Origin of the sequence: Variovorax sp. RCC_210 (assembly GCF_041355175.1) — a bacterium.
In the GTDB taxonomy this organism is placed as follows: domain Bacteria; phylum Pseudomonadota; class Gammaproteobacteria; order Burkholderiales; family Burkholderiaceae_C; genus Variovorax.
The window spans coordinates 761,866-782,049 of sequence record NZ_JBFUPJ010000001.1 but is presented as its reverse complement, the minus strand read 5'-3'; the positions used below and the strand labels follow the sequence as shown (position 1 = coordinate 782,049).

Annotated in this window: 19 protein-coding genes; 6 read left to right on the top strand and 13 right to left on the bottom strand. The window is 68.1% G+C overall.

Annotated elements, in window-relative coordinates; translation table 11 throughout:
* The first annotated feature begins 4 nt into the window (after positions 1 to 4).
* Entirely contained in the window at positions 5 to 1,069 is a 1,065-nt protein-coding gene (locus tag AB6807_RS03855; protein ID WP_371083562.1) for a phenylacetaldoxime dehydratase family protein, read from the top strand.
* Between the two features lie 31 nt (positions 1,070 to 1,100).
* Here AB6807_RS03855 and AB6807_RS03850 read toward each other — a convergent pair whose 3' ends face one another.
* The 8 genes from AB6807_RS03850 to AB6807_RS03815 all read right to left on the bottom strand — a co-directional run bounded on the left by AB6807_RS03850 (position 1,101) and on the right by AB6807_RS03815 (position 9,049).
* Positions 1,101 to 2,639, bottom strand: a complete 1,539-nt coding sequence (locus tag AB6807_RS03850) for a malonyl-CoA synthase (protein ID WP_371083561.1) — start codon at positions 2,637 to 2,639, stop codon at positions 1,101 to 1,103.
* Between the two features lie 20 nt (positions 2,640 to 2,659).
* A complete protein-coding gene (locus AB6807_RS03845) occupies positions 2,660 to 3,466 on the bottom strand; it encodes an enoyl-CoA hydratase/isomerase family protein (protein ID WP_371083560.1) in 807 nt (268 codons plus the stop codon).
* Positions 3,463 to 4,449, bottom strand: a complete 987-nt coding sequence (locus AB6807_RS03840) for a tripartite tricarboxylate transporter substrate binding protein (protein WP_116908851.1) — start codon at positions 4,447 to 4,449, stop codon at positions 3,463 to 3,465. The genes AB6807_RS03845 and AB6807_RS03840 overlap by 4 nt, the downstream gene beginning before the upstream one ends.
* 110 nt (positions 4,450 to 4,559) lie before the next feature.
* Entirely contained in the window at positions 4,560 to 6,026 is a 1,467-nt protein-coding gene (locus tag AB6807_RS03835; RefSeq protein WP_371083559.1) for a malonyl-CoA decarboxylase, read from the bottom strand.
* 28 nt (positions 6,027 to 6,054) lie between these two features.
* Complete coding sequence (locus AB6807_RS03830) at positions 6,055 to 6,723, bottom strand: GntR family transcriptional regulator (RefSeq protein ID WP_108135279.1); 669 nt, start codon at positions 6,721 to 6,723, stop codon at positions 6,055 to 6,057.
* 152 nt (positions 6,724 to 6,875) lie between these two features.
* Positions 6,876 to 7,706: a prolipoprotein diacylglyceryl transferase gene (lgt, locus tag AB6807_RS03825; protein ID WP_116908849.1), complete on the bottom strand. Its 831-nt coding sequence runs from the start codon at positions 7,704 to 7,706 to the stop codon at positions 6,876 to 6,878.
* A gap of 68 nt (positions 7,707 to 7,774) precedes the next feature.
* Complete coding sequence (locus AB6807_RS03820) at positions 7,775 to 8,056, bottom strand: hypothetical protein (RefSeq protein WP_371083558.1); 282 nt, start codon at positions 8,054 to 8,056, stop codon at positions 7,775 to 7,777.
* Positions 8,057 to 8,089: 33 nt separating this feature from the next.
* Complete coding sequence (locus AB6807_RS03815; RefSeq protein ID WP_371083557.1) at positions 8,090 to 9,049, bottom strand: LysR family transcriptional regulator; 960 nt, start codon at positions 9,047 to 9,049, stop codon at positions 8,090 to 8,092.
* Positions 9,050 to 9,181: 132 nt separating this feature from the next.
* Between AB6807_RS03815 and ilvD the strand changes: the two genes are divergently transcribed.
* Positions 9,182 to 10,876 carry a dihydroxy-acid dehydratase gene (ilvD, locus tag AB6807_RS03810; protein WP_116908846.1) on the top strand — a complete coding sequence of 565 codons (1,695 nt, stop codon included), beginning with the start codon at positions 9,182 to 9,184 and terminating at the stop codon, positions 10,874 to 10,876.
* 103 nt (positions 10,877 to 10,979) lie between these two features.
* On the opposite strand, the gene AB6807_RS03805 is transcribed toward ilvD, so the two are convergent.
* Positions 10,980 to 11,228, bottom strand: a complete 249-nt coding sequence (locus AB6807_RS03805) for a TIGR04438 family Trp-rich protein (protein WP_116908845.1) — start codon at positions 11,226 to 11,228, stop codon at positions 10,980 to 10,982.
* 107 nt (positions 11,229 to 11,335) lie between these two features.
* On the opposite strand from AB6807_RS03805, the gene AB6807_RS03800 reads away from it, so the two are divergent.
* The gene (locus AB6807_RS03800; protein ID WP_116908844.1) at positions 11,336 to 11,650 is read left to right on the top strand and encodes a c-type cytochrome; all 315 of its coding nucleotides are present in this window, start codon (positions 11,336 to 11,338) and stop codon (positions 11,648 to 11,650) included.
* A gap of 39 nt (positions 11,651 to 11,689) precedes the next feature.
* Here the strand turns inward: AB6807_RS03800 and AB6807_RS03795 are convergent, their stop codons facing one another.
* Together AB6807_RS03795 and acs are read right to left on the bottom strand one after the other, a co-directional pair.
* Positions 11,690 to 12,190, bottom strand: a complete 501-nt coding sequence (locus AB6807_RS03795; protein WP_371083556.1) for a LapA family protein — start codon at positions 12,188 to 12,190, stop codon at positions 11,690 to 11,692.
* 141 nt (positions 12,191 to 12,331) lie between these two features.
* Positions 12,332 to 14,329 (bottom strand): acetate--CoA ligase, encoded by a 1,998-nt coding sequence (gene acs / locus AB6807_RS03790; RefSeq protein ID WP_371083555.1) that lies wholly within the window; start codon positions 14,327 to 14,329, stop codon positions 12,332 to 12,334.
* A gap of 146 nt (positions 14,330 to 14,475) precedes the next feature.
* Between acs and AB6807_RS03785 the strand changes: the two genes are divergently transcribed.
* A complete protein-coding gene (locus tag AB6807_RS03785) occupies positions 14,476 to 15,111 on the top strand; it encodes a YqhA family protein (RefSeq protein WP_116908841.1) in 636 nt (211 codons plus the stop codon).
* Between the two features lie 19 nt (positions 15,112 to 15,130).
* Here the strand turns inward: AB6807_RS03785 and AB6807_RS03780 are convergent, their stop codons facing one another.
* On the bottom strand, positions 15,131 to 16,081 hold the full coding sequence (locus AB6807_RS03780) for a LysR family transcriptional regulator (RefSeq protein WP_371083554.1): 951 nt from the start codon (positions 16,079 to 16,081) through the stop codon (positions 15,131 to 15,133).
* Between the two features lie 113 nt (positions 16,082 to 16,194).
* Here AB6807_RS03780 and AB6807_RS03775 point away from each other — a divergent pair, with 113 nt between their 5' ends.
* The gene (locus AB6807_RS03775) at positions 16,195 to 16,812 is read left to right on the top strand and encodes an NAD(P)-dependent oxidoreductase (RefSeq protein ID WP_371083553.1); all 618 of its coding nucleotides are present in this window, start codon (positions 16,195 to 16,197) and stop codon (positions 16,810 to 16,812) included.
* 60 nt (positions 16,813 to 16,872) lie between these two features.
* On the opposite strand, the gene fumC is transcribed toward AB6807_RS03775, so the two are convergent.
* The gene (gene fumC / locus AB6807_RS03770; protein WP_371083552.1) at positions 16,873 to 18,270 is read right to left on the bottom strand and encodes a class II fumarate hydratase; all 1,398 of its coding nucleotides are present in this window, start codon (positions 18,268 to 18,270) and stop codon (positions 16,873 to 16,875) included.
* 643 nt (positions 18,271 to 18,913) lie between these two features.
* Here fumC and proV point away from each other — a divergent pair.
* Complete coding sequence (gene proV / locus AB6807_RS03765) at positions 18,914 to 20,167, top strand: glycine betaine/L-proline ABC transporter ATP-binding protein ProV (RefSeq protein WP_116908837.1); 1,254 nt, start codon at positions 18,914 to 18,916, stop codon at positions 20,165 to 20,167.
* The last annotated feature ends 17 nt before the right edge of the window (positions 20,168 to 20,184 follow it).

Sequence of the window (20,184 nt, the reverse complement as noted above, 5' to 3'; positions counted from 1 at the left end):
CGCCATGGAATCCGCCATTGCCGACCACCTGAAGTGCCCGCGCACGCGCCACCGCCGCGTGGAAGACGACTACACCCCGCCCTACCCCGTGTGGTCGGCCCGCGCGCCCGTCGCCGTCAAGCAGGTGGTGATGGGCTACTTCGGCGTGCAGTCGCGCGGCGCCGCGCTGCAGGGCCGCGCCTGCGCCGCGCTCATGAAGATCGCGCGCGACTTCACGCTGCCCGACGGGCCGGGCCACCACGACCTGGCGCACTACGTCGACGCCGACGGCTTCGACAACATGGTCGCCATCGCCTACTGGCACGACGCCGCGGCGTACGCACGCTGGTGCGCCACGCCCGAGGTCGACGCGTGGTGGCGCTCGGAAGAACGGCTGTCGGAGGGCCTCGGCTACTTCCGCGAAATCGCGTCGCCGCGCGTCGAGCACTTCGAGACCATGTTCAACACACCCGACCGCTTCGAGGGCGTCGGCGTTGTGATGGGCGAGCTCAGCGGCGAGCTGCAGGAGCACGGCTACTGGGGGTCGATGCGCGACCGCATCGCGCTGTCTCAGACGGATGCGATGGCGCCCTCGGGCACGCGCGCCGTCATCGCGGGCACGCCGGCACCGGGCCAGCGCGTGCGCGTGGCCGGCCACGAGAACATCGCGATGATCCGCTCGGGCCAGGAATGGACCGAAACCACCGGCCAGGAGCGCACCCTGTACCTCGACGACATGGAGCCGGTGCTGCGCGAGGGCATGGACTTCCTGCGCGACCAGGGGCTGGGCATCGGCTGCTACAGCAACCGCTACATGCACCACCTGGACGCGCAGGGCGCACCGCTGCAGAAGTCGTTCGGCCTGAGCTACTGGCGCTCGCTGGCCGACATGGAGCGCTGGGCCGAGTCGCACCCCACGCACGTCGCCATCTTCGGCAGCTTCATGCGCTACGTGCAGGCGCTGAACTTCCAGCTGCAGCTGCGCGTGTACCACGAGGTGTCGGTGCTGAAGGCGGACGAGCAGAGCTACGAGTACATCAACTGCCACGCGCGCAGCGGGTTGATGAACGGGCTGGCGCCCGCCGCCTAGCGCAGCAGCGTCAGGCGTCAGGCGTCAGGCGTCAGCCCCCGAACAACCCCTTGTGCTCCGCCCGCAGCAGCGCCTTCTGCACCTTGCCCATGGTGTTGCGCGGCAGCTCGGGCACCACGAAGCAGCGCTTGGGAATCTTGAAGTTCGCGAGCTTCGACTTCAGGTCGGCCACGATGGCCTCGGCGTCCAGCGACGCGCCCGCCTTCGCGATGACGATGGCAACGCCCACCTCGCCGAAGTCGGGGTGCGGCACGCCGACCACGGCGCTTTCGGCCACGCCGGCCATCTCGTTGATGTAGCCCTCGATCTCGGCCGGGTACACGTTGTAGCCGCCGCTGATGATCAGGTCCTTGCTGCGCCCGACGATGGTGATGTAGCCCAGGCCGTCGATCTTGCCGACGTCGCCGGTCTTGAAGAAGCCGTCGGCGGTGAACTCCTCCTTCGTCTTATCGGGCATGCGCCAGTAGCCCGCGAACACGTTGGGCCCGCTGACCTCGATGTTGCCGATCTCGTCGGTGGTGCAGTCGCGCCCGCTGTCGTCGCGCACGCGCAGTTGCACGCCCGGCAGCGCGAAACCGACGGTGCCGCCGCGACGCTCTCCCTGCTCGGGCTTGTACGGGTTGGAGGTGAGCATGGCGGTCTCGCTCATGCCGTAGCGCTCCAGGATGGTGTGGCCCGTGCGCTCGCGCCACTCGTCGAAGGTCTCGATGAGCAGCGGCGCCGAGCCCGCGATGAACAGGCGCATGTTCGCCACCGCCTTGCGCGTGAGGCCGGGTTCCGCCAGCAGCCGCACGTACAGCGTGGGCACGCCCATGAACACGGTGGCCTCGGGCAGCTTCTGCACGATGCGCTTCGGGTCGAACTTGGAAAACCACAGCATCTTGCTGCCGTTGAGCAGCGCGCCGTGCAGCGCCACGAACAGGCCGTGCACATGGAAGATGGGCAGCGCGTGGATCAGCACGTCGCCTTCGGTCCAGCCCCAGTAGTCCTTCAGCACCTCGGCGTTCGACAGCAGGTTGCCGTGCGACAGCATCGCGCCCTTGCTGCGGCCGGTGGTGCCGCTGGTGTACAGGATGGCGGCCATGTCGTTGGCCTTGCGCCGCGCGGGCACGTGCTGGTCGCTGCACAGCGCGGCCACTTCGAGCAGCGTGCCGGTGCGGTCGTCGTCCAGCGTGAAGACATGCTTCGTGCCCGCCGCGGTGGCAATCGGCGCGACCCACGACGCATTGCGGCTGGTGCACACGACCACGGCCGGCTCGGCGTTGCCGATGAAGTACTCGATCTCGGCGCTCTGGTAGGCCGTGTTCAGCGGCAGGAACACATAGCCCGCGCGCAGCGTGGCCAGGTACAGCAGCATGGCCTCGACCGATTTCTCGACCTGCACCGCGATGCGGGCGCCGGGCTCCAGCTTCAGCGCGTCGAGCAGGTTGGCGATCATGGCGCTGGCGCGCTCGATGTCGCGCCACGAATAGAACAGGCCGCTCTCGGTCTCGACGGCAATGCTGTCGAGCTCGGCGGGGAAAGCCGCGCGCAGGGCGGCGAACAGGTTGGCGTTGGCGGTCTTCTTCATCACTTCTTTGAGCGGGTACTTCAGAAATTCGGGGTGCGCTTGGCAAGGAAGGCGGCGATGCCCTCGCGGTGCTCCGCGGAGTCGGCGTAGTCGTAGGCCGTGGCCAGCAGGCCGTGGGACGCGGGGCTGCCGGCATTCAACGCGGCAAGGGGAGAAAGAGCGGCAAGGGCGGCAAAGGTCTTCTTGTGCAGGCGCGCGGTCTGCGGCGCCAGCACCGCGACGCGCTCGGCATGGGCCTGCGCGGCGGCGGGCACCTCGTCGTCGGGCAGCACCTTCAGCAGAAAGCCCGCGTCGTAAAGCCGCTGCGCGCCGTGCACGCCCGCGGCCAGCAGCATGTCGCGCGCGAGCACGTCGCCGATGGCGCCATGCACCAGCGCCGCCTCGCGCGGTGCCATCGGAAAGCCCAGCCTGGCAATGGGCGCGCCGAACCTGGCGGAGGCACCGGCCAGGCGAATGTCGCAGCAGCTCGCCATCTCGACGCCCGCGCCCATGCACGCGCCTTCGATCTGCGCGACCAGCGGCAGCGGGCAGTCGAGCATGGCCTGCAGCGCGGCCCACACCTCGTTCTCGTGGAACTCGCGCAGGCTGGGCTCTTCGAAACGGAACGACGGGTACTCGGAAATGTCGCCGCCCGCGCAGAAGGCACCGCCCTCCCCGCGCACGACAACGCAACGCAGGCCCGCGTCGTCGGTGCGAAAACCGTCGAACACCGCGCGCAGCTCGCGCCACATGGCACGCGTCATGGCGTTCAGCCGCCCCGCGTTGGCCAGCGTGACGAACGCGATGGCGCCTTCGCGGTGCAGGTCGATGCGGCTCGCGAGCGTCATTCGATCTTGGCGCCCGAGGCCTTCACCACCGTGGCCCAGCGCTTGATCTCGGCGCTGACGAAGCTGCCGTAGGCGGGGCCGGTCAGGGTCGGGATCTCGGAGCCGTTCTGCGCCCAGATGTTCTTGATGTCGTCGGCGGCCAGGATCTTCTTCATCTCGTCGATGATCTGCGGCTGCACCTCGGCCGGCGTGCGCCGGGGCGCCCACAGGCCGTACCAGGTGGTCACGGTGTAGTCGGGCAGCCCGACCTCGGCGGCGCAGGGCACGTCGGGGAACGCGGGGTTGCGCTTGGCGCCGGCGACCATCAGCGCCTTGATGCGGCCGCTCTTGATGTACTGGGCCGACGAGCCCAGGCCGTCGAACATCAGGTCGACGTTGCCGGCAATCAGGTCGGCCAGCGCCGGGCCCGCGCCGCGGTACGGAATGTGGGTGATGAAGGTGCCGGTCTGCAGCTTGAAGAGTTCGCCCGCCAGGTGGTGCGAGGTGCCCGCGCCGGCCGAGCCGTAGTTCAGCTTGCCGGGGTTGGACTTGGCTAGTGCGATGAGCTCCTTGATGCTCGTGGCCTGCACGCGCCGCGGGTTGACCACCACCACCTGCGGCACGTTCGCCAGCAGCATGAGCGGGACGAAATCCTTCTCGATGTCGTAGTCCAGCCGCGGGTACACCGACGGCGCGATGGCGTGGTGCACCGCGCCCATGAACAGCGAGTAGCCGTCGGCCGGCGCCTTGGCCGCCACGCTGGCCCCCAGCGTGCCGCCGGCGCCGCCTCGGTTGTCGATGATGAGCGACTGGTTGGTCAGCCGCGAGAACTGCCCCGACAGCGGCCGCGCGAACGCGTCGGTGCCGCCGCCGGCCGGGAACGGCACGACCATGGTCACGGGCTTGGTCGGCCAGCTTTGCTGGGCGCGCGCGGCGCCGCTCAGAACAGCGGCACCGGCGGCGGCCACGCGCAGGACGTCGCGGCGTTGAAAACCTGGGTTCATTTGTCTCATCTCCTGTCGTTGTGGATTTTGCCGCCCCGTGCGGCTCTCTCTGACGCGGCCGCCAGCGTGCTGGTTGTTGTAGTGCACGGCTGCCGGCCTGGCGAACGCCCTCAGCCTTTCTTGAAGTACAGGCTTTCGATGTCCCCCGATACAGCGACCTTGCCGTCGGCCAGCCAGGTGCGGTGTTTGTCCAGGCGCTTGAGGTCGTACAGGTAATTGACCATGAGCCCGTACGACTGCTTGTGCCCCTTGGGCGACGGGTCGCCGGCCCAGTTCAGCCGCTCGACGCGGGCGCCGTTGCCCAGGTGGAAGCGCGCGACCGGGTCGGCCGGCGTGCCGTCGACCAGCGCGCGACCCAGGTACTCGGCCGCGGCCTGCAGCAGCCATTGCCGCAGCGGCGACCTGGCGTCGAGGCTGGTGGCTGCGTCCACCGCCGCGAGCAGGCGCTCGGCGGTCGGCGGCAGCGAGCCGACGAGGCGGCCGATTTCGGCCTCGCGCTTCTCGTCCAGGCGCGGCAGCAGCTCGGCGGCGTTCTTGGCGAGCCAGGTGCGAAAGCCCGGAATCGGCGACAGCGTGGCAAAGGTCTTCAGCCGCGGCAGTTCATCTTGCAGGGTCTCGACCACGCGCTTGATGAGCGAGTCGCCGAAGCTCACGCCGCGCAGGCCGTTCTGCGTGTTGCTGATCGAATAGAAGATGGCGGTGGTGGCCTTGGCCGGCAGCACCGGCACGGCCGCCTCGTCGAGCAGCGGCGTGATGCCGTCGCTGATGCGGTCGACCAGCGCCACCTCCACGAAGATGAGCGGCTCGTTGGGCAGGCGCGGGTGGAAGAAGCCGTAGCAGCGGCGGTCGCTGTCGTCGAGCCGGTTCTTCACGTCGGACCAGCTCTTGATGTCGTGCACCGCCTCGTAGCGAATGAGCTTCTCGATGAGCGACGCGGGCGAGTCCCAGTCGATGCGGCGCAGCTCGAGGAACGCCACGTCGAACCAGGTGGAAAAGAGCTGCTCCAGCTCGGCGTCGAGCGAGAGCAGGCGCTTGTCGGCCTTCAGGTGCGGCAGCAGGTCGGCGCGCAGGTCGACCAGAAAGCGCATGCCCTCGGGTTCGACCGCGAAGCGCTGCAGCAGTCGCATGCGCGGCGACACCAGCGCGCGGCGCAGGCGCAGCTCGGCCTGGCCTTCGTCGGGCGTGCCGACGGCCGACTGGTGCTGGTCGCGCGCGGTCTTGAGCTTTTGCGCGTCGGCGGCAAAGTGCTCGCTCATCAGCGCCCAGTAGTCGCGCCGCTCCTCGGTGGTGGCGGCGCGGTAGGCCTCGGCGATGGCGTGGGCCCGGCGGCCGCCCTCGACCTCGCTCACGCGCGGATCGATCACGGCCTGCAGGTCGGCCAGCACGCGGCGCAGGGCGCGCGGCGACAGCGCTTCGTCGGCCTTGCGCAGGGTGACCAGCAGGCGCTCGGCGGTCGAGCGCGCGCTGGGCTTGGGGGCATTCTTCGGAGCGCTCTTGGCCGCCCCTTCAGGTGCCACGGGCACCTTCGACTTTTCACCGGAACGCAGACGCGCCTGGAACCATTCGGTCGCACTCATCGGGACACCTTCATGTAGAGGGGCGAGCTCACGGCATCACCCTGGATTTTTGCTGGCGCATCACTTCGCGCAGCGCCTCGCGCTGGCGCGTCATGTGCGTGCGCATGGCGGCGTCGGCGCCCTCGCTGTCGCGCGCCTTCAGCGCGGCGAACACGGCCAGGTGCTCCGACAGGCTCTGGTCGAGCCGGCCCGGCGCATGCAGCTGCTGCAGCCGCGCGAGCTTCAATATCTTGCGCAGGTCGCCGATCACCTGGGCCAGCCACTTGTTGTCGGCCAGCTGGATGATGGCCTCGTGAATGATGTGGTTGGTGGCGTAGTAGTCGTTGATGCGCCGCGCCTTGGCATGGCGCACCAGCCGTTCGTGCAGCGCATCGAGCTCGTGCAGCTCGGCGTCGCTGGCGTTGCGCGCGGCCTCGTAGGCGCAGCGCCCTTCGAGCAGCGCGATGACCGGAAAGATCTCGTCGAGGTCGCGCTCGGTCACCTCGTTGACGAAGCAGCCGCGCCGCGGCTCGTGCCGCAGCAGGCCTTCGGCGGTGAGCACCTTAAGCGCTTCGCGCAGCGGCGTGCGCGAGATGGAAAGGCGCTCGCACAGGGCGGCCTCGTCCACGAAGCTGCCGGGCGCCAGGGTGCCGTCGAAGATCTGCTCGCGCAGCGTGGCGGCGACTTCGTCGTGCAGGGAGTTGGGGACCAGGCGCATGGGAGGACTCGTGAGGACTCGTCGGAACGGGCAACGTCAGAATTGGAGCGCGTAATTTCCTGTAATTACGCGTAATTCTGAGCCCGCATCCCATGCGGCGCAAGGGCCGCGCACCCGGTGCGCGGCTGGGATTTACCCTGCGAACTAACGAATCAGGCGCGCGCAGTGCTCGTCTTGGTGGCCGTGCGGCCGAACCAGAACCACAGCGCGATGCCGGCGACGACCATCGGCACGCTGAGCCACTGGCCCTGGCTCAGGCTGAGCGCGCGCAGGCCGAGAAAGTCATCGGGCTCGCGGAAGTACTCGGCCACGAAGCGCAGCACGCCGTACCCGATGAGAAACACCGCGGCCACCTGCCCCTGCTTGCGCTCCTTGCGCGCGTAGAGCCACATCACCGCGAACAGCAGCAGCCCTTCGAGCAGGAACTGGTACACCTGCGACGGGTGGCGCGGCAGCATCGAACCGCTCTGCGGAAACACCATGCCCCATGGCAGGTCGGGGCTGCTGAAGCGGCCCCAGAGCTCGCCGTTGATGAAGTTGCCCACGCGGCCCGCGGCCAGGCCGGTCGGCACGCAGGGGGCGACGAAATCCATCACCTGCCAGAACGGGCGCGCACGCGAATGCGAGAACCACACCATCGCGCCGATCACGCCGAGCAGCCCGCCATGAAAGCTCATGCCGCCCTGCCACACGTAGAGAATTTCGAGCGGGTGCGTCAGGTAGAACTCGGGCTTGTAGAACAGGCAGTAGCCCAGCCGCCCCCCGACGATGACGCCCATCACGCCAAGAAACAGAATGTCCTCGATGTCCTTGCGCTGCCAGGCGCCGGCGCCGACCAGCGAGCGGTACGGCTCGTGGCGCAAGCGGCGCGTGCCGAGAAAATAGAACAGCGCGAAGGCGGCCAGGTAGGTCAGGCCGTACCAGTGAATGGCCACCGGCCCGAGTTGCAGGGCGATGGGGTTGATCTGCGGATACATGAGCATGCGCGGATTGTGCCCCGGCCGCGTGTCGGGACCGGCGCGGGGATATTCAGGCCGAATTCAGGCTGAACTCATGGCCGAACCTGGCGCCCGAAGCGCCACCACAGCAGCCCCGCCACCACGGCCGGCACCGCGAAGATGAGCAGGAAGATCGGCAGCTCCTCGGCCACCGAATAGCCCGCCGTGAGCACGCCCACGGCCATGTTGATGCCCGCGCCGACGAACCACGCCGCAATGAACCACTTCGCCGCCGCGGCCAGCGCCACCTCCGAGCCGTCGCCCACGAAGCGCGCGGCCAGCAGGAAAACCGCCAGCAGCACGAAGCCGCCGCCCATCACCAGAACCGTGTGCATGTCGTTTGCCCTCCTGGGGCGCATCTTGCCGGATCAGCGCGCCGGCGCCCTGGGCTCTTGCCGCCCGCGCTCGCGCACGAAGGCCACGAAGCGCGCGAGCGCCGGGTTGTCTGCATCTTCGGGCCACACCAGGCTGGTCTCGCAGGCCGGCAGCACCGGCGCGCTGCGGTGGCGCGCGGCCGGCGCGAATTCGGCGGCACGCCGGTACACCACGCCTGCGCGCCGGAACTGCGTGACGCTCTCGGGCACCCAGGCCACGCCGATGCCGCCCGAGACGAGGTTGACGATGGTCTGCATCTGGATCGCCTCCTGCCCGAGCAGCGGCGTGCGGCCGGCCGCGTGGTACAGGTCGAAGACAGCGTCGTGCAGCGAGGGCACGATGCGGCGCGGAAACATCACCAGCGGCTCTTTCAGCACGTCGGCCAGCAGCAGCTTTTTCGTGGTCGCCAGCGCGTGCCGCTCGGGCAGCGCGAGCACCAGCGGCTCCTGCGACACCGGCAGCCGCGCGAGCCCCGGCGGCGCGGCGCCGGGCGAATGCAGCATCAGGCCCGCGTCGATCTCGCCACGCGCGAAGGCTTCGAGCTGCACGTCGCCCGTGGCCTCGACCAGCTCGAGCGCCACCTCGGGGCACAGCACGCGAAATTCGCGCACCCAGGCCGGCAGCTGCTCGAAGCCGACCGTCGACACGAAGGCGATGCGCACCCGCCCCACCTGCCCCGCCGCCGCGGCCTGCGCGCGCGCCGGCAGCGCCTGCGCGCGCGCCAGCAGCTCGCGCACGTCGGGCAGCAGCGCCTCGCCGGCCGGGGTGAGCGCCACGCGCCTTCGGGTGCGGTCGAACAGCACCACGCCCAGCGTTTTCTCCAGCTGGGCAATGGCCTGCGTGACCGGCGGCTGGGTCATGTGCAGGCGCAGCGCGGCGCGGCCGAAGTGCAGTTCCTCGGCCACGGCGACGAACTGGCGCCAGGCGCGCAGGTCGATCAGGCTTTCTTTCATATGCCGAGCATATCAATGCACACCCCAAATCGGATTGGAACCAATCAATCAGAAGTCCGATACTTGAGCCCGTCGCGCACCTGCCGCACCGCGGGCGCCGCGATCCCCACACCCCACGACAGAAGAGACACCATGGACACCAAACCGATCCAGATCAACCGCCGCAGCGCCAACATCGTCGAAGGCAAGAGCCGCGCGCCCAACCGCTCCATGTTCTACGCCATGGGCTACGAGGAAAGCGACTTCAAGAAGCCGATGGTCGGCGTCGCCAACGGCCACAGCACCATCACGCCCTGCAACTCGGGCCTGCAGAAGCTGGCCGACGCGGCCATCGCGGGCATCGAGGAAGCCGGCGGCAACGCGCAGGTGTTCGGCACCCCCACCATCTCCGACGGCATGGCCATGGGCACCGAAGGCATGAAGTACTCGCTGGTGAGCCGCGAAGTGATCTCCGACTGCATCGAGACCTGCGTGGGCGGCCAGTGGATGGACGGCGTGCTGGTGGTCGGCGGCTGCGACAAGAACATGCCCGGCGGCCTGATGGGCATGCTGCGCGCCAACGTGCCCGCCATCTACGTGTACGGCGGCACCATCCTGCCGGGCCGCTACAAGGGGCAGGACCTGAACATCGTGAGCGTGTTCGAGGCCGTGGGCCAGAACGCCGCCGGCAACATGAGCGACGAAGACCTGCACGAGATCGAGAAACGCGCCATTCCCGGCACCGGCTCGTGCGGCGGCATGTACACGGCCAACACCATGTCCAGCGCGTTCGAGGCGCTGGGCATCTCGCTGCCCTACTCCTCCACCATGGCCAACCCGCACGACGAGAAGGCCAACTCGGCCAAGGAATCGGCCAAGGTGCTGATCGAGGCCATCAAGAAGGACCTGAAGCCGCGCGACATCGTGACCAAGAAGGCCATCGAGAACGCCGTGGCCGTCATCATGGCCACGGGCGGTTCGACCAACGCGGTGCTGCACTTCCTGGCCATCGCGCACGCGGCCGAGGTCGAATGGTCCATCGACGACTTCGAGCGCATGCGCAAGAAGGTGCCGGTGCTGTGCGACCTGAAGCCCTCGGGCAAGTACCTGGCGGTCGACCTGCACCAGGCAGGCGGCATTCCGCAGGTGATGAAGGTGCTGCTGAAGGCCGGCCTGCTGCACGGCGACTGCATCACCATCTCGGGCCAGACCATCGAGGAAGTGCTGAAGGACGTGCCGGACGTGCCGCGCGCCGACCAGGACGTGATTCGCCCCATCGACAAGCCCATGTACGACGAAGGCCACCTGGCCATCCTGAAGGGCAACCTGTCGCCCGAAGGCGCCGTGGCCAAGATCACCGGCCTGAAGAACCCGGTCATCACCGGCCCGGCGCGCGTGTTCGACGACGAGCAGTCGGCGCTCAAGGCCATCCTGGACGGCAAGATCGTCGCGGGCGACGTGATGGTGCTGCGCTACCTGGGCCCCAAGGGCGGCCCGGGCATGCCGGAAATGCTGGCGCCCACGGGTGCGCTCATCGGCGCGGGGCTGGGCGAGAGCGTGGGCCTGATCACCGATGGCCGCTTCTCCGGCGGCACCTGGGGCATGGTGGTGGGCCACGTGGCGCCCGAAGCCGCGGCCGGCGGCACCATCGCGTTCGTGAACGAGGGCGACTCGATCACCATCGACGCGCACAAGCTGGTGCTCGAACTCAACGTGCCCGAAGCCGAGATCGCCAAGCGCCGCGAAGGCTGGAAGGCGCCGGCACCGCGCTACACGCGCGGCGTGCAGGCCAAGTTCGCGTTCAACGCATCGAGCGCCAGTTCGGGCGCGGTGCTCGACAAGTTCTGATGAGGTGAAGGCCGGGCGGCCTTGCGGTCGCCCGCGCCCGCCCCTGCGCCCGCCCTGCTCCGGCTCCGCGCCCGCCCTGCTCCGTCTCCGTGCCCGCCTGCGCTCAGCGGCGCGGGCCGTTGCTGGGCTTCACGCCCATGTTGGTCTTCTGGCGGTTGATGCGGTCTTGCTTGCGCTGCTCTTCGCGCTCCATGATCCGGCGCTTGGTGTAGCCCGACGAGTCGGCCCAGGCCCACCAGGCGAGCGCCATCGCGAACGGTGACAGCACGATCCACCAGCTCCAGCCGGCGACCATGCCCACTTCGAAATACTTGAGGCCGATACTGAGCAGGCCCAACGCCAGAAACCACATCGCGAATCCCTCCGGGTTGTATTGGCAACGCATCCGGACGCCATGTGCGGCGCTACCTACAATCGCGTTGAGACGAATGTAACTCAGCCTTTAACAAATATTTCCCCATGAAAAGAGTCTTGTTGTCCGCAGCCCTGGGCCTTGGCCTGGTGGTGCTCGCCGCGCCCGCATTCGCCGACCTGGCGCTGGCGACGTCAAAGAACTGCATGAGCTGCCATGCGGTCGAGCGCAAGGTGCTGGGGCCGTCGTTCAAGGACGTGGCCGCCAAGTACAAGGACGACAAGGGCGCGGTAGACACCCTCGCCACCAAGATCATGAAGGGCGGCTCCGGCGTGTGGGGGCCAGTGCCGATGCCGGCGAACAACCAGGTCAGCGAAGCCGACGCCAAGAAGCTCGCCGCCTGGGTGCTGTCGACGAAGTAGCGGGAGCCGGAGGGGCACCTCGCCCCTGCCCCGCCGAGCTCAGGCTTGCGGGTTGATGTCCACCGGCAACGGCCGGCGCTCGATGCGGTCCTCGAGCTGGCCGATGTGCGCTGCCACCGTGTTGTCGGTCTGGTCGGAGCGCAGGCGCACCGCGGTCTCCAGCTGGTCGAGGCGCGCCAGCAGCGCGGTCTGGCGGTCGGCGTTCTGCCCCATGTGCTTGTTTTCCTGCGCCTCGAGAAAGTTGCGCAGCTCGGTGAAGCGAGAGGCCTCGGCCTTGTCGGCAAGGTCGCGCTGGACCTGCATTTCCTTGGTGTGGCGCTTGGTGTCGATGAGCACCGAGCTGTGCAGGTACAGCACGTACACCAGGAAGAACGCGGCCAGCACCACGGTGAGGCCGAGCATGATCAGCCCCAGCGGCGCCGTCACGGTCATGAAGCCCAGCCACACCTCCGAGGGCGCCGACAGCGCGCCCCAGTTCAGCGCGGCGAGCGCCGCGATGAGCAGCACGATGACAAAAAGAAAAGCGGATCTCACGCCCATGGGGGGCCTCCTTCGTAGGGATCGAACACATCGGCAAGGCGCCGCGCGCGTCCGGTAGCGTCCGGGCGCACGGCGTGCCGACCAGTTTTACCCCAGCCGAAGGGCCGCTTCGCCCGCCCGGGGCGAACGGGCGGCCACGTCCTACAGTCGTTCGGACAGCTGGTCGAGGATGGCGGGGTTTTCCAGCGTGGACGTGTCCTGCGTGATCGCCTCGCCCTTGGCGATGCTGCGCAGCAGGCGCCGCATGATCTTGCCGCTGCGCGTCTTGGGCAGGTTGTCGCCGAAGCGGATGTCCTTGGGCTTGGCGATGGGGCCGATTTCTTTCGCCACCCACGCGCGCAGTTCGTTGGCGATCTGCTTGGCCTCTTCGCCGGTCGGGCGGCCGCGCTTGAGCACGACGAAGGCGCACACCGCCTCGCCCGTCACGTCGTCGGGCCGGCCCACCACGGCGGCTTCGGCCACCAGGTCGGTCTTGGACACCAGGGCCGACTCGATTTCCATCGTGCCCAGGCGGTGGCCCGACACGTTCAGCACGTCGTCGATGCGCCCGGTGATGCGGAAGTAGCCGCGGTCCTCGCTGCGCACCGCGCCGTCGCCGGCCAGGTAGATGGTGCCGCCCATCTCTTCAGGGAAGTAGCTCTTCTTGAAGCGCTCGGGGTCGTTCCAGATGGTGCGGATCATCGAGGGCCAGGGCCGCTTGATGACCAGCATGCCGCCCGCGCCGTTGGGCAGGTCCTTGCCCGTCTCGTCGACGATGGCGGCCATGATGCCCGGCAGCGGCAGCGTGCACGAGCCCGGCACCAGCGGCGTGGCGCCCGGCAGCGGCGTGATCACGTGGCCGCCGGTTTCGGTCTGCCAGAAGGTGTCGACGATGGGGCAGCGCTCGCCGCCGATATTGCGGTGGTACCACATCCACGCCTCGGGGTTGATCGGCTCGCCGACCGAACCCAGGATGCGCAGGCTCGTCAGGTCCCAGTTCTTCGGGTGCACCTTCTCGTCGCCCTCGGCCGCCTTGATGAGCGAGCGGATCGCCGTGGGCGCCGTGTAGAACACGCTGACCTTGTGCTTCTCGATCATCTGCCAGAAGCGGCCCGCGTGCGGGAAGGTCGGGATGCCCTCGAACACCACCTGCGTGGCGCCGGCCGCGAGCGGGCCGTAGGCGACGTAGGTGTGGCCGGTGATCCAGCCGATGTCGGCGGTGCACCAGAACACGTCTTCGGGGCGGATGTCGAAGGTCCAGTCCATCGTGAGCTTGGCCCACAGCAGGTAGCCGCCGGTGGCGTGCTGCACGCCCTTGGGCTTGCCGGTGGAGCCCGAGGTGTAGAGGATGAACAGCGGATGCTCGGCGTTCACCGGCACGGGCGCGCACTCGGTGCCCTGGCCCTTCAGCGCTTCGTCGAAGGTCTTGTCGCGGCCTTCCACGCGCGTCCACGCGGTGGGCGTGCGCTCGTACACGAACACGGTCTTGATCGACTCGCAGCCGCCGAGCGCGATGCCGTCGTCCACGATGGCCTTCAGCGGCAGTTCCTTGCCGCCGCGCAGCTGGTAGTTGGCGGTAATGACGGCCACAGCGCCCGCGTCGATGATGCGTTCCTGCAGCGCCTTGGCCGAGAAGCCGCCGAACACAACGCTGTGGGTGGCGCCGATGCGCGCGCAGGCCTGCATGGCGATGACGCCCTCGACCGTCATCGGCATGTAGATGATGACCCGGTCGCCCTTGCGGATGCCCGACGCCTTCAGCGCGTTGGCGAACTGGCTCACGCGCGCGAGCAGTTCCTTGTAGGTGACGTTGGTGACGGTGCCGTCGTCGGCCTCGAAGACGATGGCCGTCTTGTTCTCGACCGGGGTGCCGATGTGCCTGTCGAGGCAGTTGGCGCTGGCGTTGAGCTCGCCGTCGCCGAACCATTCGTAGAACGGTGCCTTGGACTCGTCGAGCGTCTTCGTGAAGGGCTTGGTCCATTGCAGGTTGCCCTGGGCCAGGCGGGTCCAGAAGCCTTCGAAGTCTTGCTCGGCCTCCTTACGCAGGGCGTCGTAGGCGGCCATGCTGGCAATGCGTGCGCCCTGGGTGGCGCGGGCGTCGGGCGGGAACACGCGGTTCTCGACCAGGACGGATTCAATGTTCTTGGATGCGCTGCTCATGTCTCTTGTCTCCTGGATGGATGCGGCCGTAATGTCGGCTGGCCCACTTACGGGTCACTGACGGTCCGATGTTAGTTCGCAGGGTTATCACGAGTGCGACTTGGGGACACCCCTAGAATCTTTCGTCCTCCACCACCGGCCTGCCGATGTCCGCTCCCGACCCTTTCGACCCCAGGAACCCGCCCACCCCCCGGACCTTTCCGATGGGGCCTTTGCCGCGGCTGATCTTTGCGAGCCGCTGGCTGCAACTGCCCCTGTACCTGGGGCTGATCGTGGCGCAGGCCGTGTACGTGGTGCACTTCCTGGTCGAGCTGCTGCACCTGGTCGAGGCCGCCTTCGGCAGCCAGACCGCGCTGCAGGCGCTCATTACCAGCATCGGCTACAAGACCACCGTGCCGGTCGCCTCGCTGAACGAGACGGTGATCATGCTGGTGGTGCTGGCGCTGATCGACGTGGTCATGATCTCCAACCTGCTGATCATGGTGATCGTGGGCGGCTACGAAACCTTCGTGAGCCGCATGAACCTCGAAGGCCACCGCGACCAGCCCGAATGGCTGAGCCACGTGAACGCCTCGGTGCTGAAGGTGAAGCTGGCCACCGCCATCATCGGCATCAGCTCCATCCACCTGCTGAAAACGTTCATCAACGCGGACAACTACACCGACCGCGTGCTGATCGCGCAAACGGTGATCCACATCACCTTCCTGTTCTCGGCCATCGCCATTGCCTACACGGACAAGCTGATGACCGCGAACGCGAGCCAGGGCGGCGCGCCCCACTGACGGCGACAGCCCGCGCGCCTCACACGGCGGCGGTGGCTGCAGCTGCGGCCGCCGCAGCGGCGCACCGGGCGTCCCACGACGGCACGTCGCTGAAGCGCCCGGCCAGAAAGTCGAGCATGGTGCGCAAGGTGGCCGGCATGTGCTTGCGAGATGCGTACACCGCGTACATGCCCACCACCTGCGGCTCGAAATCGTCGAAGAGCCGCACCAGCTCCCCCGCCTGCAGCAAGGGCGCCGCCAGGTAGGTCGGCAGCATCGCCACGCCGGCGCCGGCGCGCGCCAGGTACATCAGGCTGGCCGCGTCGTTGGCCGACACATTGCCCCCCACGGCCACCGAGGCCGGCTCCCCCGTCTCCTTGCGCGTGAAGTTCCACAGGCTGCGCCCGAAGTACGAGTGCGTGAGGCAGTTGCGCTGCGCCAGCTCTTCCACCCGCAGCGGCTGGCCGTGCTCCTTCAGGTACGCCGGAGACGCGCACACCACCGATCGGCAGTCCGTGAGCCGCCGCGCGATGAGGTTCGGGTCGATTTCGGCCGCCACGCGAATGGCCAGGTCGATGCGCTCGTCCACCAGGTTCACCGCGCGGTCGAGCAGCACCAGGTCGACCGCCACGCCCGGGTACAGCCGCACGTAGTCGGCCACCGCGTCGGCCAGCTGCGCCTGCGCGAACGAGGTGCTGGCGGTGATGCGCAACTGCCCGCTCGGGGCCTCGGCCGGGTGCCGCACGGCGGCCTGCATGTCGAGCGCCAGCTCCAGCACCTGGCGGCAGCGCGGCAGCAGCTCTTCGCCGGCGGCGGTGAGGCTCAGGCGGCGCGTGGTGCGGTGGAGCAGCCGCGCGCCGGTCCATTGCTCCAGTTCGGCCACATAGCGCGTCACCACGGGGCGGGACATGTCGAGCTTGTCGGCCGCGGCAGAAAGGCTGCCCGCGTCGACCACGTTCACGAACACCCGCATTGCATTCAGTCGGTCCATTCGAACGATTTTAGAAATAAACAAACGCGCAAATCGAGGTATTTCTTTCGGAATCAGAAACCTAAGATGCGGTTCATTCCATCCACTTTCGTCTTTTTCGACAGGAGTTCCTCATGAGCCACATCGCCATCATCGGTGCCACCGGACGCGCCGGCGGCCGCCTTCTGGAAGAAGCGCTGCGCCGCGGCCACACGGTCACGGCCATCGCGCGCAAGGCCAGCGCCAAGCTGGCCGGGCGCGACAACGTGAAGGCGCTGGACCTCGACGTGCTCGACGCCCCCGCGCTGGAAAAAGCGCTGGCCGGCCACGACGCCGTGTTCAGCGCCGCGCACTTCGCCACCGTGCCGCCCGCGGCCATCATCGAGCCGGCCAAGCGCGCCGGCGTGAAGCGCCTGCTGGTGGTCGGCGGCGCCGGCAGCCTGTTCGCCGCGCCCGGCCTGAAGGTGATCGACACGCCGAACTTCCCCGACGCCTACCGCGCCGAAGCCTCGGCCGGCGGCGTGTTCCTGGACGCGCTGCGCAACGAGAAGGGCCTCGACTGGACCTTCTTGTCGCCCTCCGCCGAGTTCGTCGACGGCGAGCGCACGGGCAAGTTCCGCCTGGGCAACGACGACCTGCTCGTGAGCGCCGAAGGCCGCAGCTGGATCAGCTTCGAGGACTACGCGATCGCGTTCATCGACGAGCTGGAAAAGCCCGCGCACTCGCGCCAGCGCTACACCATCGGCTACTGAGCGGCCCGCAACGAAAAAGGACCCTCGCGGGTCCTTTTTTTTATTGGGGCTGAACGGGGTTCAACGACCGGTCATGTTCTCCGGCACCACCCACTGGTCGAACTGCTCGGCCGTCAGGTGGCCCGAGGCGATCGCCGCTTCGCGCAGGCTGGTGCCTTCCTTGTGCGCCTTCTTGGCGATATAGGCCGACTTGTCGTAGCCGATGTGCGTGTTCAGCGCGGTTACCAGCATCAGCGAGCGCTGAACCAGCTCCGTGATGCGTTCGCGGTTCGGCTCGATGCCCACGGCGCAGTGGTCGTTGAAGCTCACCATGCCGTCGGCCAGCAGGCGCACGCTCTGCAGGAAGTTGTGCGCCACCATCGGGCGGAACACGTTCAGCTCGAAGTTGCCCGACGCGCCGCCGATGTTGATGGCCACGTCGTTGCCGAACACCTGCGCGGCCAGCATCGTGACGGCCTCGCTCTGGGTCGGGTTGACCTTGCCCGGCATGATCGACGAGCCGGGTTCGTTCTCGGGAATGCTCAGTTCGCCGATGCCGCTGCGCGGGCCGCTGGCGAGCCAGCGCACGTCGTTGGCGATCTTGTTCATGCTGGCGGCCAGCGTCTTCAGCGCGCCGTGGGCGTGCACCAGCGCATCGACGCTGGCCATGGCCTCGAACTTGTTCGGCGCAGTGATGAAGGGCAGGCCCGTGAGCCTGGCCAGCTCGGCCGCCACCTGCTCCGCGTAGCCCTTGGGCGCGTTCAGCCCGGTGCCGACGGCCGTGCCGCCCAGTGCCAGCTCGCTCAGGTGCGGCAGCGCGGCGCGCACGTGCGCTTCGCCATGCGCCAGTTGCGCCACGTAGCCCGAGAACTCCTGGCCCAGCGTGAGGGGCGTGGCGTCTTGCAGGTGGGTGCGGCCGATCTTAACGATGTCGGCGAAGTCCCTGGCCTTCTGGTCGAGCGTGCCGCGCAGCTTGGCAATGGCGGGCAGCAGCTTGTGCGTGATGGCTTCCACGGCGGCCACGTGCATGGCGGTGGGGAACACGTCGTTGCTCGACTGGCTGCGGTTGACGTCGTCGTTCGGGTGCACCAGGCGCCCTTCCCCGCGCTCGCCGCCGAGGATTTCGCTGGCGCGGTTGGCCAGCACCTCGTTGACGTTCATGTTGGTCTGCGTGCCCGAGCCCGTTTGCCACACCACCAGCGGGAACTCGCCCGGGTGCTTGCTGGCGATGACTTCGTCGGCCGCGGCCACGATGGCCTGGGTCTTCTTCTCGTCCTGCAGGCCCAGCGCGTGGTTCACCACGGCCGATGCGCGCTTCACCTGGGCCAGCGCCTTGATGATCTCGCGCGGCTGCTGCTCGCCCGAGATGTCGAAGTTCTGCAGCGAGCGCTGCGTTTGCGCGCCCCACAGCTTGTCGGCCGGCACGTCGATCGGGCCGAAGGTGTCACGCTCGGCGCGGGTCTTGGGGGAAGTCGTCATGGAAAAAAGCTCCGGGGATCATGAAAGGTCGCGCCCGTGCGGACGCGGTGCCGAGTATCGGCCAATACGAGTAGCTCGCATCTGACGGGGCCATTGCCTCTCCGCTGACATGACGATACGCCTTGCGCCTTGACTTTCATCATGCCGAAAAGTTATGATCAAAGGCTTACGACGACCCACAAGTCATGATGATTCTTCATGGCGACGCGGGTCGGTCACCCCTTCACTACTCGCGGATCCCTGAATCCCGTCGCGGTGCAAGGTGCTTTTGCCGCCGGGCCCAGCCCGGCAAACCGGGCGGATTTGTTCTGCCCCCATTGCCACGTCACGCTCATCCAGGCGGCGCCCCTCGACCAGGCCCGTTGACCTGCGAATGAAGCATCCGGCGGGCACTGGCTTCGTCGCCATGTCGTCTTCAGTGCCTGTCGGCAGCCCTCGAGGCTGCCGGGCCATTGCGCGCGTCTGCCGTCGTCATTTACGACGTTCACGACGTTCACGACGTTCACGACGTTCACGACGTTCACGACTTTCACGACGTTCGCGCGCTCCCCGGCAACCCATCGGCTGATGGCGCGGTCGCTGTCGCCCTTTCACTTCGTGAAGAGCGGCGTTCCGTCCACCCTTCAACAAGGAGCCCCCGCATATGGCCAAAGGAATTCTCATCGACCACGTCTTCAAGGTCTTCGGCGACGAGCCGGAGCAAGCCCTGGAGCTGGTCCGGCAAGGTTTTTCAAAGAAAGAAATCCTCGCGCGCACCGGTCAGTCGATCGGCGTGTTCGACGCCACCTTCGAAATCCAGGCTGGAGAAATCTTCGTCATCATGGGTCTCTCGGGCTCCGGCAAGTCCACGCTGGTGCGGCTGTTGAACCGGCTCATCGAGCCCACGGCGGGGCGCATCGTGATCGACGGCGCCGACATCAACGAGCATTCCGACGCCCGGCTGCGCGCCCTGCGCCGCAAGGACATCAGCATGGTGTTCCAGTCGTTCGCGCTGATGCCGCACATGACGGTGCGCGAGAACACCGCCTTCGGCCTCGAACTCTCCGGCACCAGCAAGAAAGACCGCCTGGCGCAGGCCGACAAGGCGCTCGCGCAGGTGGGCCTGGCAGGCTGGGGCGCGAGCTACCCGGACGAGCTTTCGGGCGGCATGCAGCAGCGCGTGGGCCTGGCGCGCGCGCTGGCTTCGGACCCCTCGATCCTGCTGATGGACGAGGCCTTCTCGGCGCTCGACCCGATCATCCGCACCGAGATGCAGTCGGAGCTGCTGCGCCTGCAGCAGGAGCAGCGCCGCACCATCGTCTTTATCTCGCACGACCTGGACGAGGCCATGCGCATCGGAGACCGCATCGCGATCATGAAGGACGGCCAGGTGATCCAGGTCGGCACGCCCGACGAGATCCTGCGCAGCCCCGCCGACGACTACGTGCGCAGCTTCGTGCGCGGCGTGGACGCGGCGGCCGTGTTCAAGGCGGCGGACATCGCGCGCAAGTCGCTCACGGTGGTGTCCGAGCACCCCGAGCGCGGCGCGCGCGCGGCGCTCAAGCTGCTCGAGGACCAGGACCGCGACTTCGCCTACGTGACCAGCCCGACCAAGCGCTTTCTGGGCGTGGTGTCTGCCGACACGCTGCGCGGCGCGCTCGACGGGCATTCAGGCCCGCTGGGCCTTCAGCACGCGTTCCTGGCCGACCTGCCGCGCATCGATGCCGAGGCGCCGGTCGCCGGGCTCATCGGCCAGCTCGCGCAGGCGCCCTGCGCGCTGCCGGTGGTGGCGAACGACGGCCGCTTCTGCGGCGCGATCAGCAAGACGACGCTGCTGAAGTTCCTCGACCGCGAGACGCCGCCCATCGAGCCCGTGTCGCCGCACGCCGCCCCCGCGCTCGCCGCCGAGCCGCACTGAATCACGAAGGACCCTGA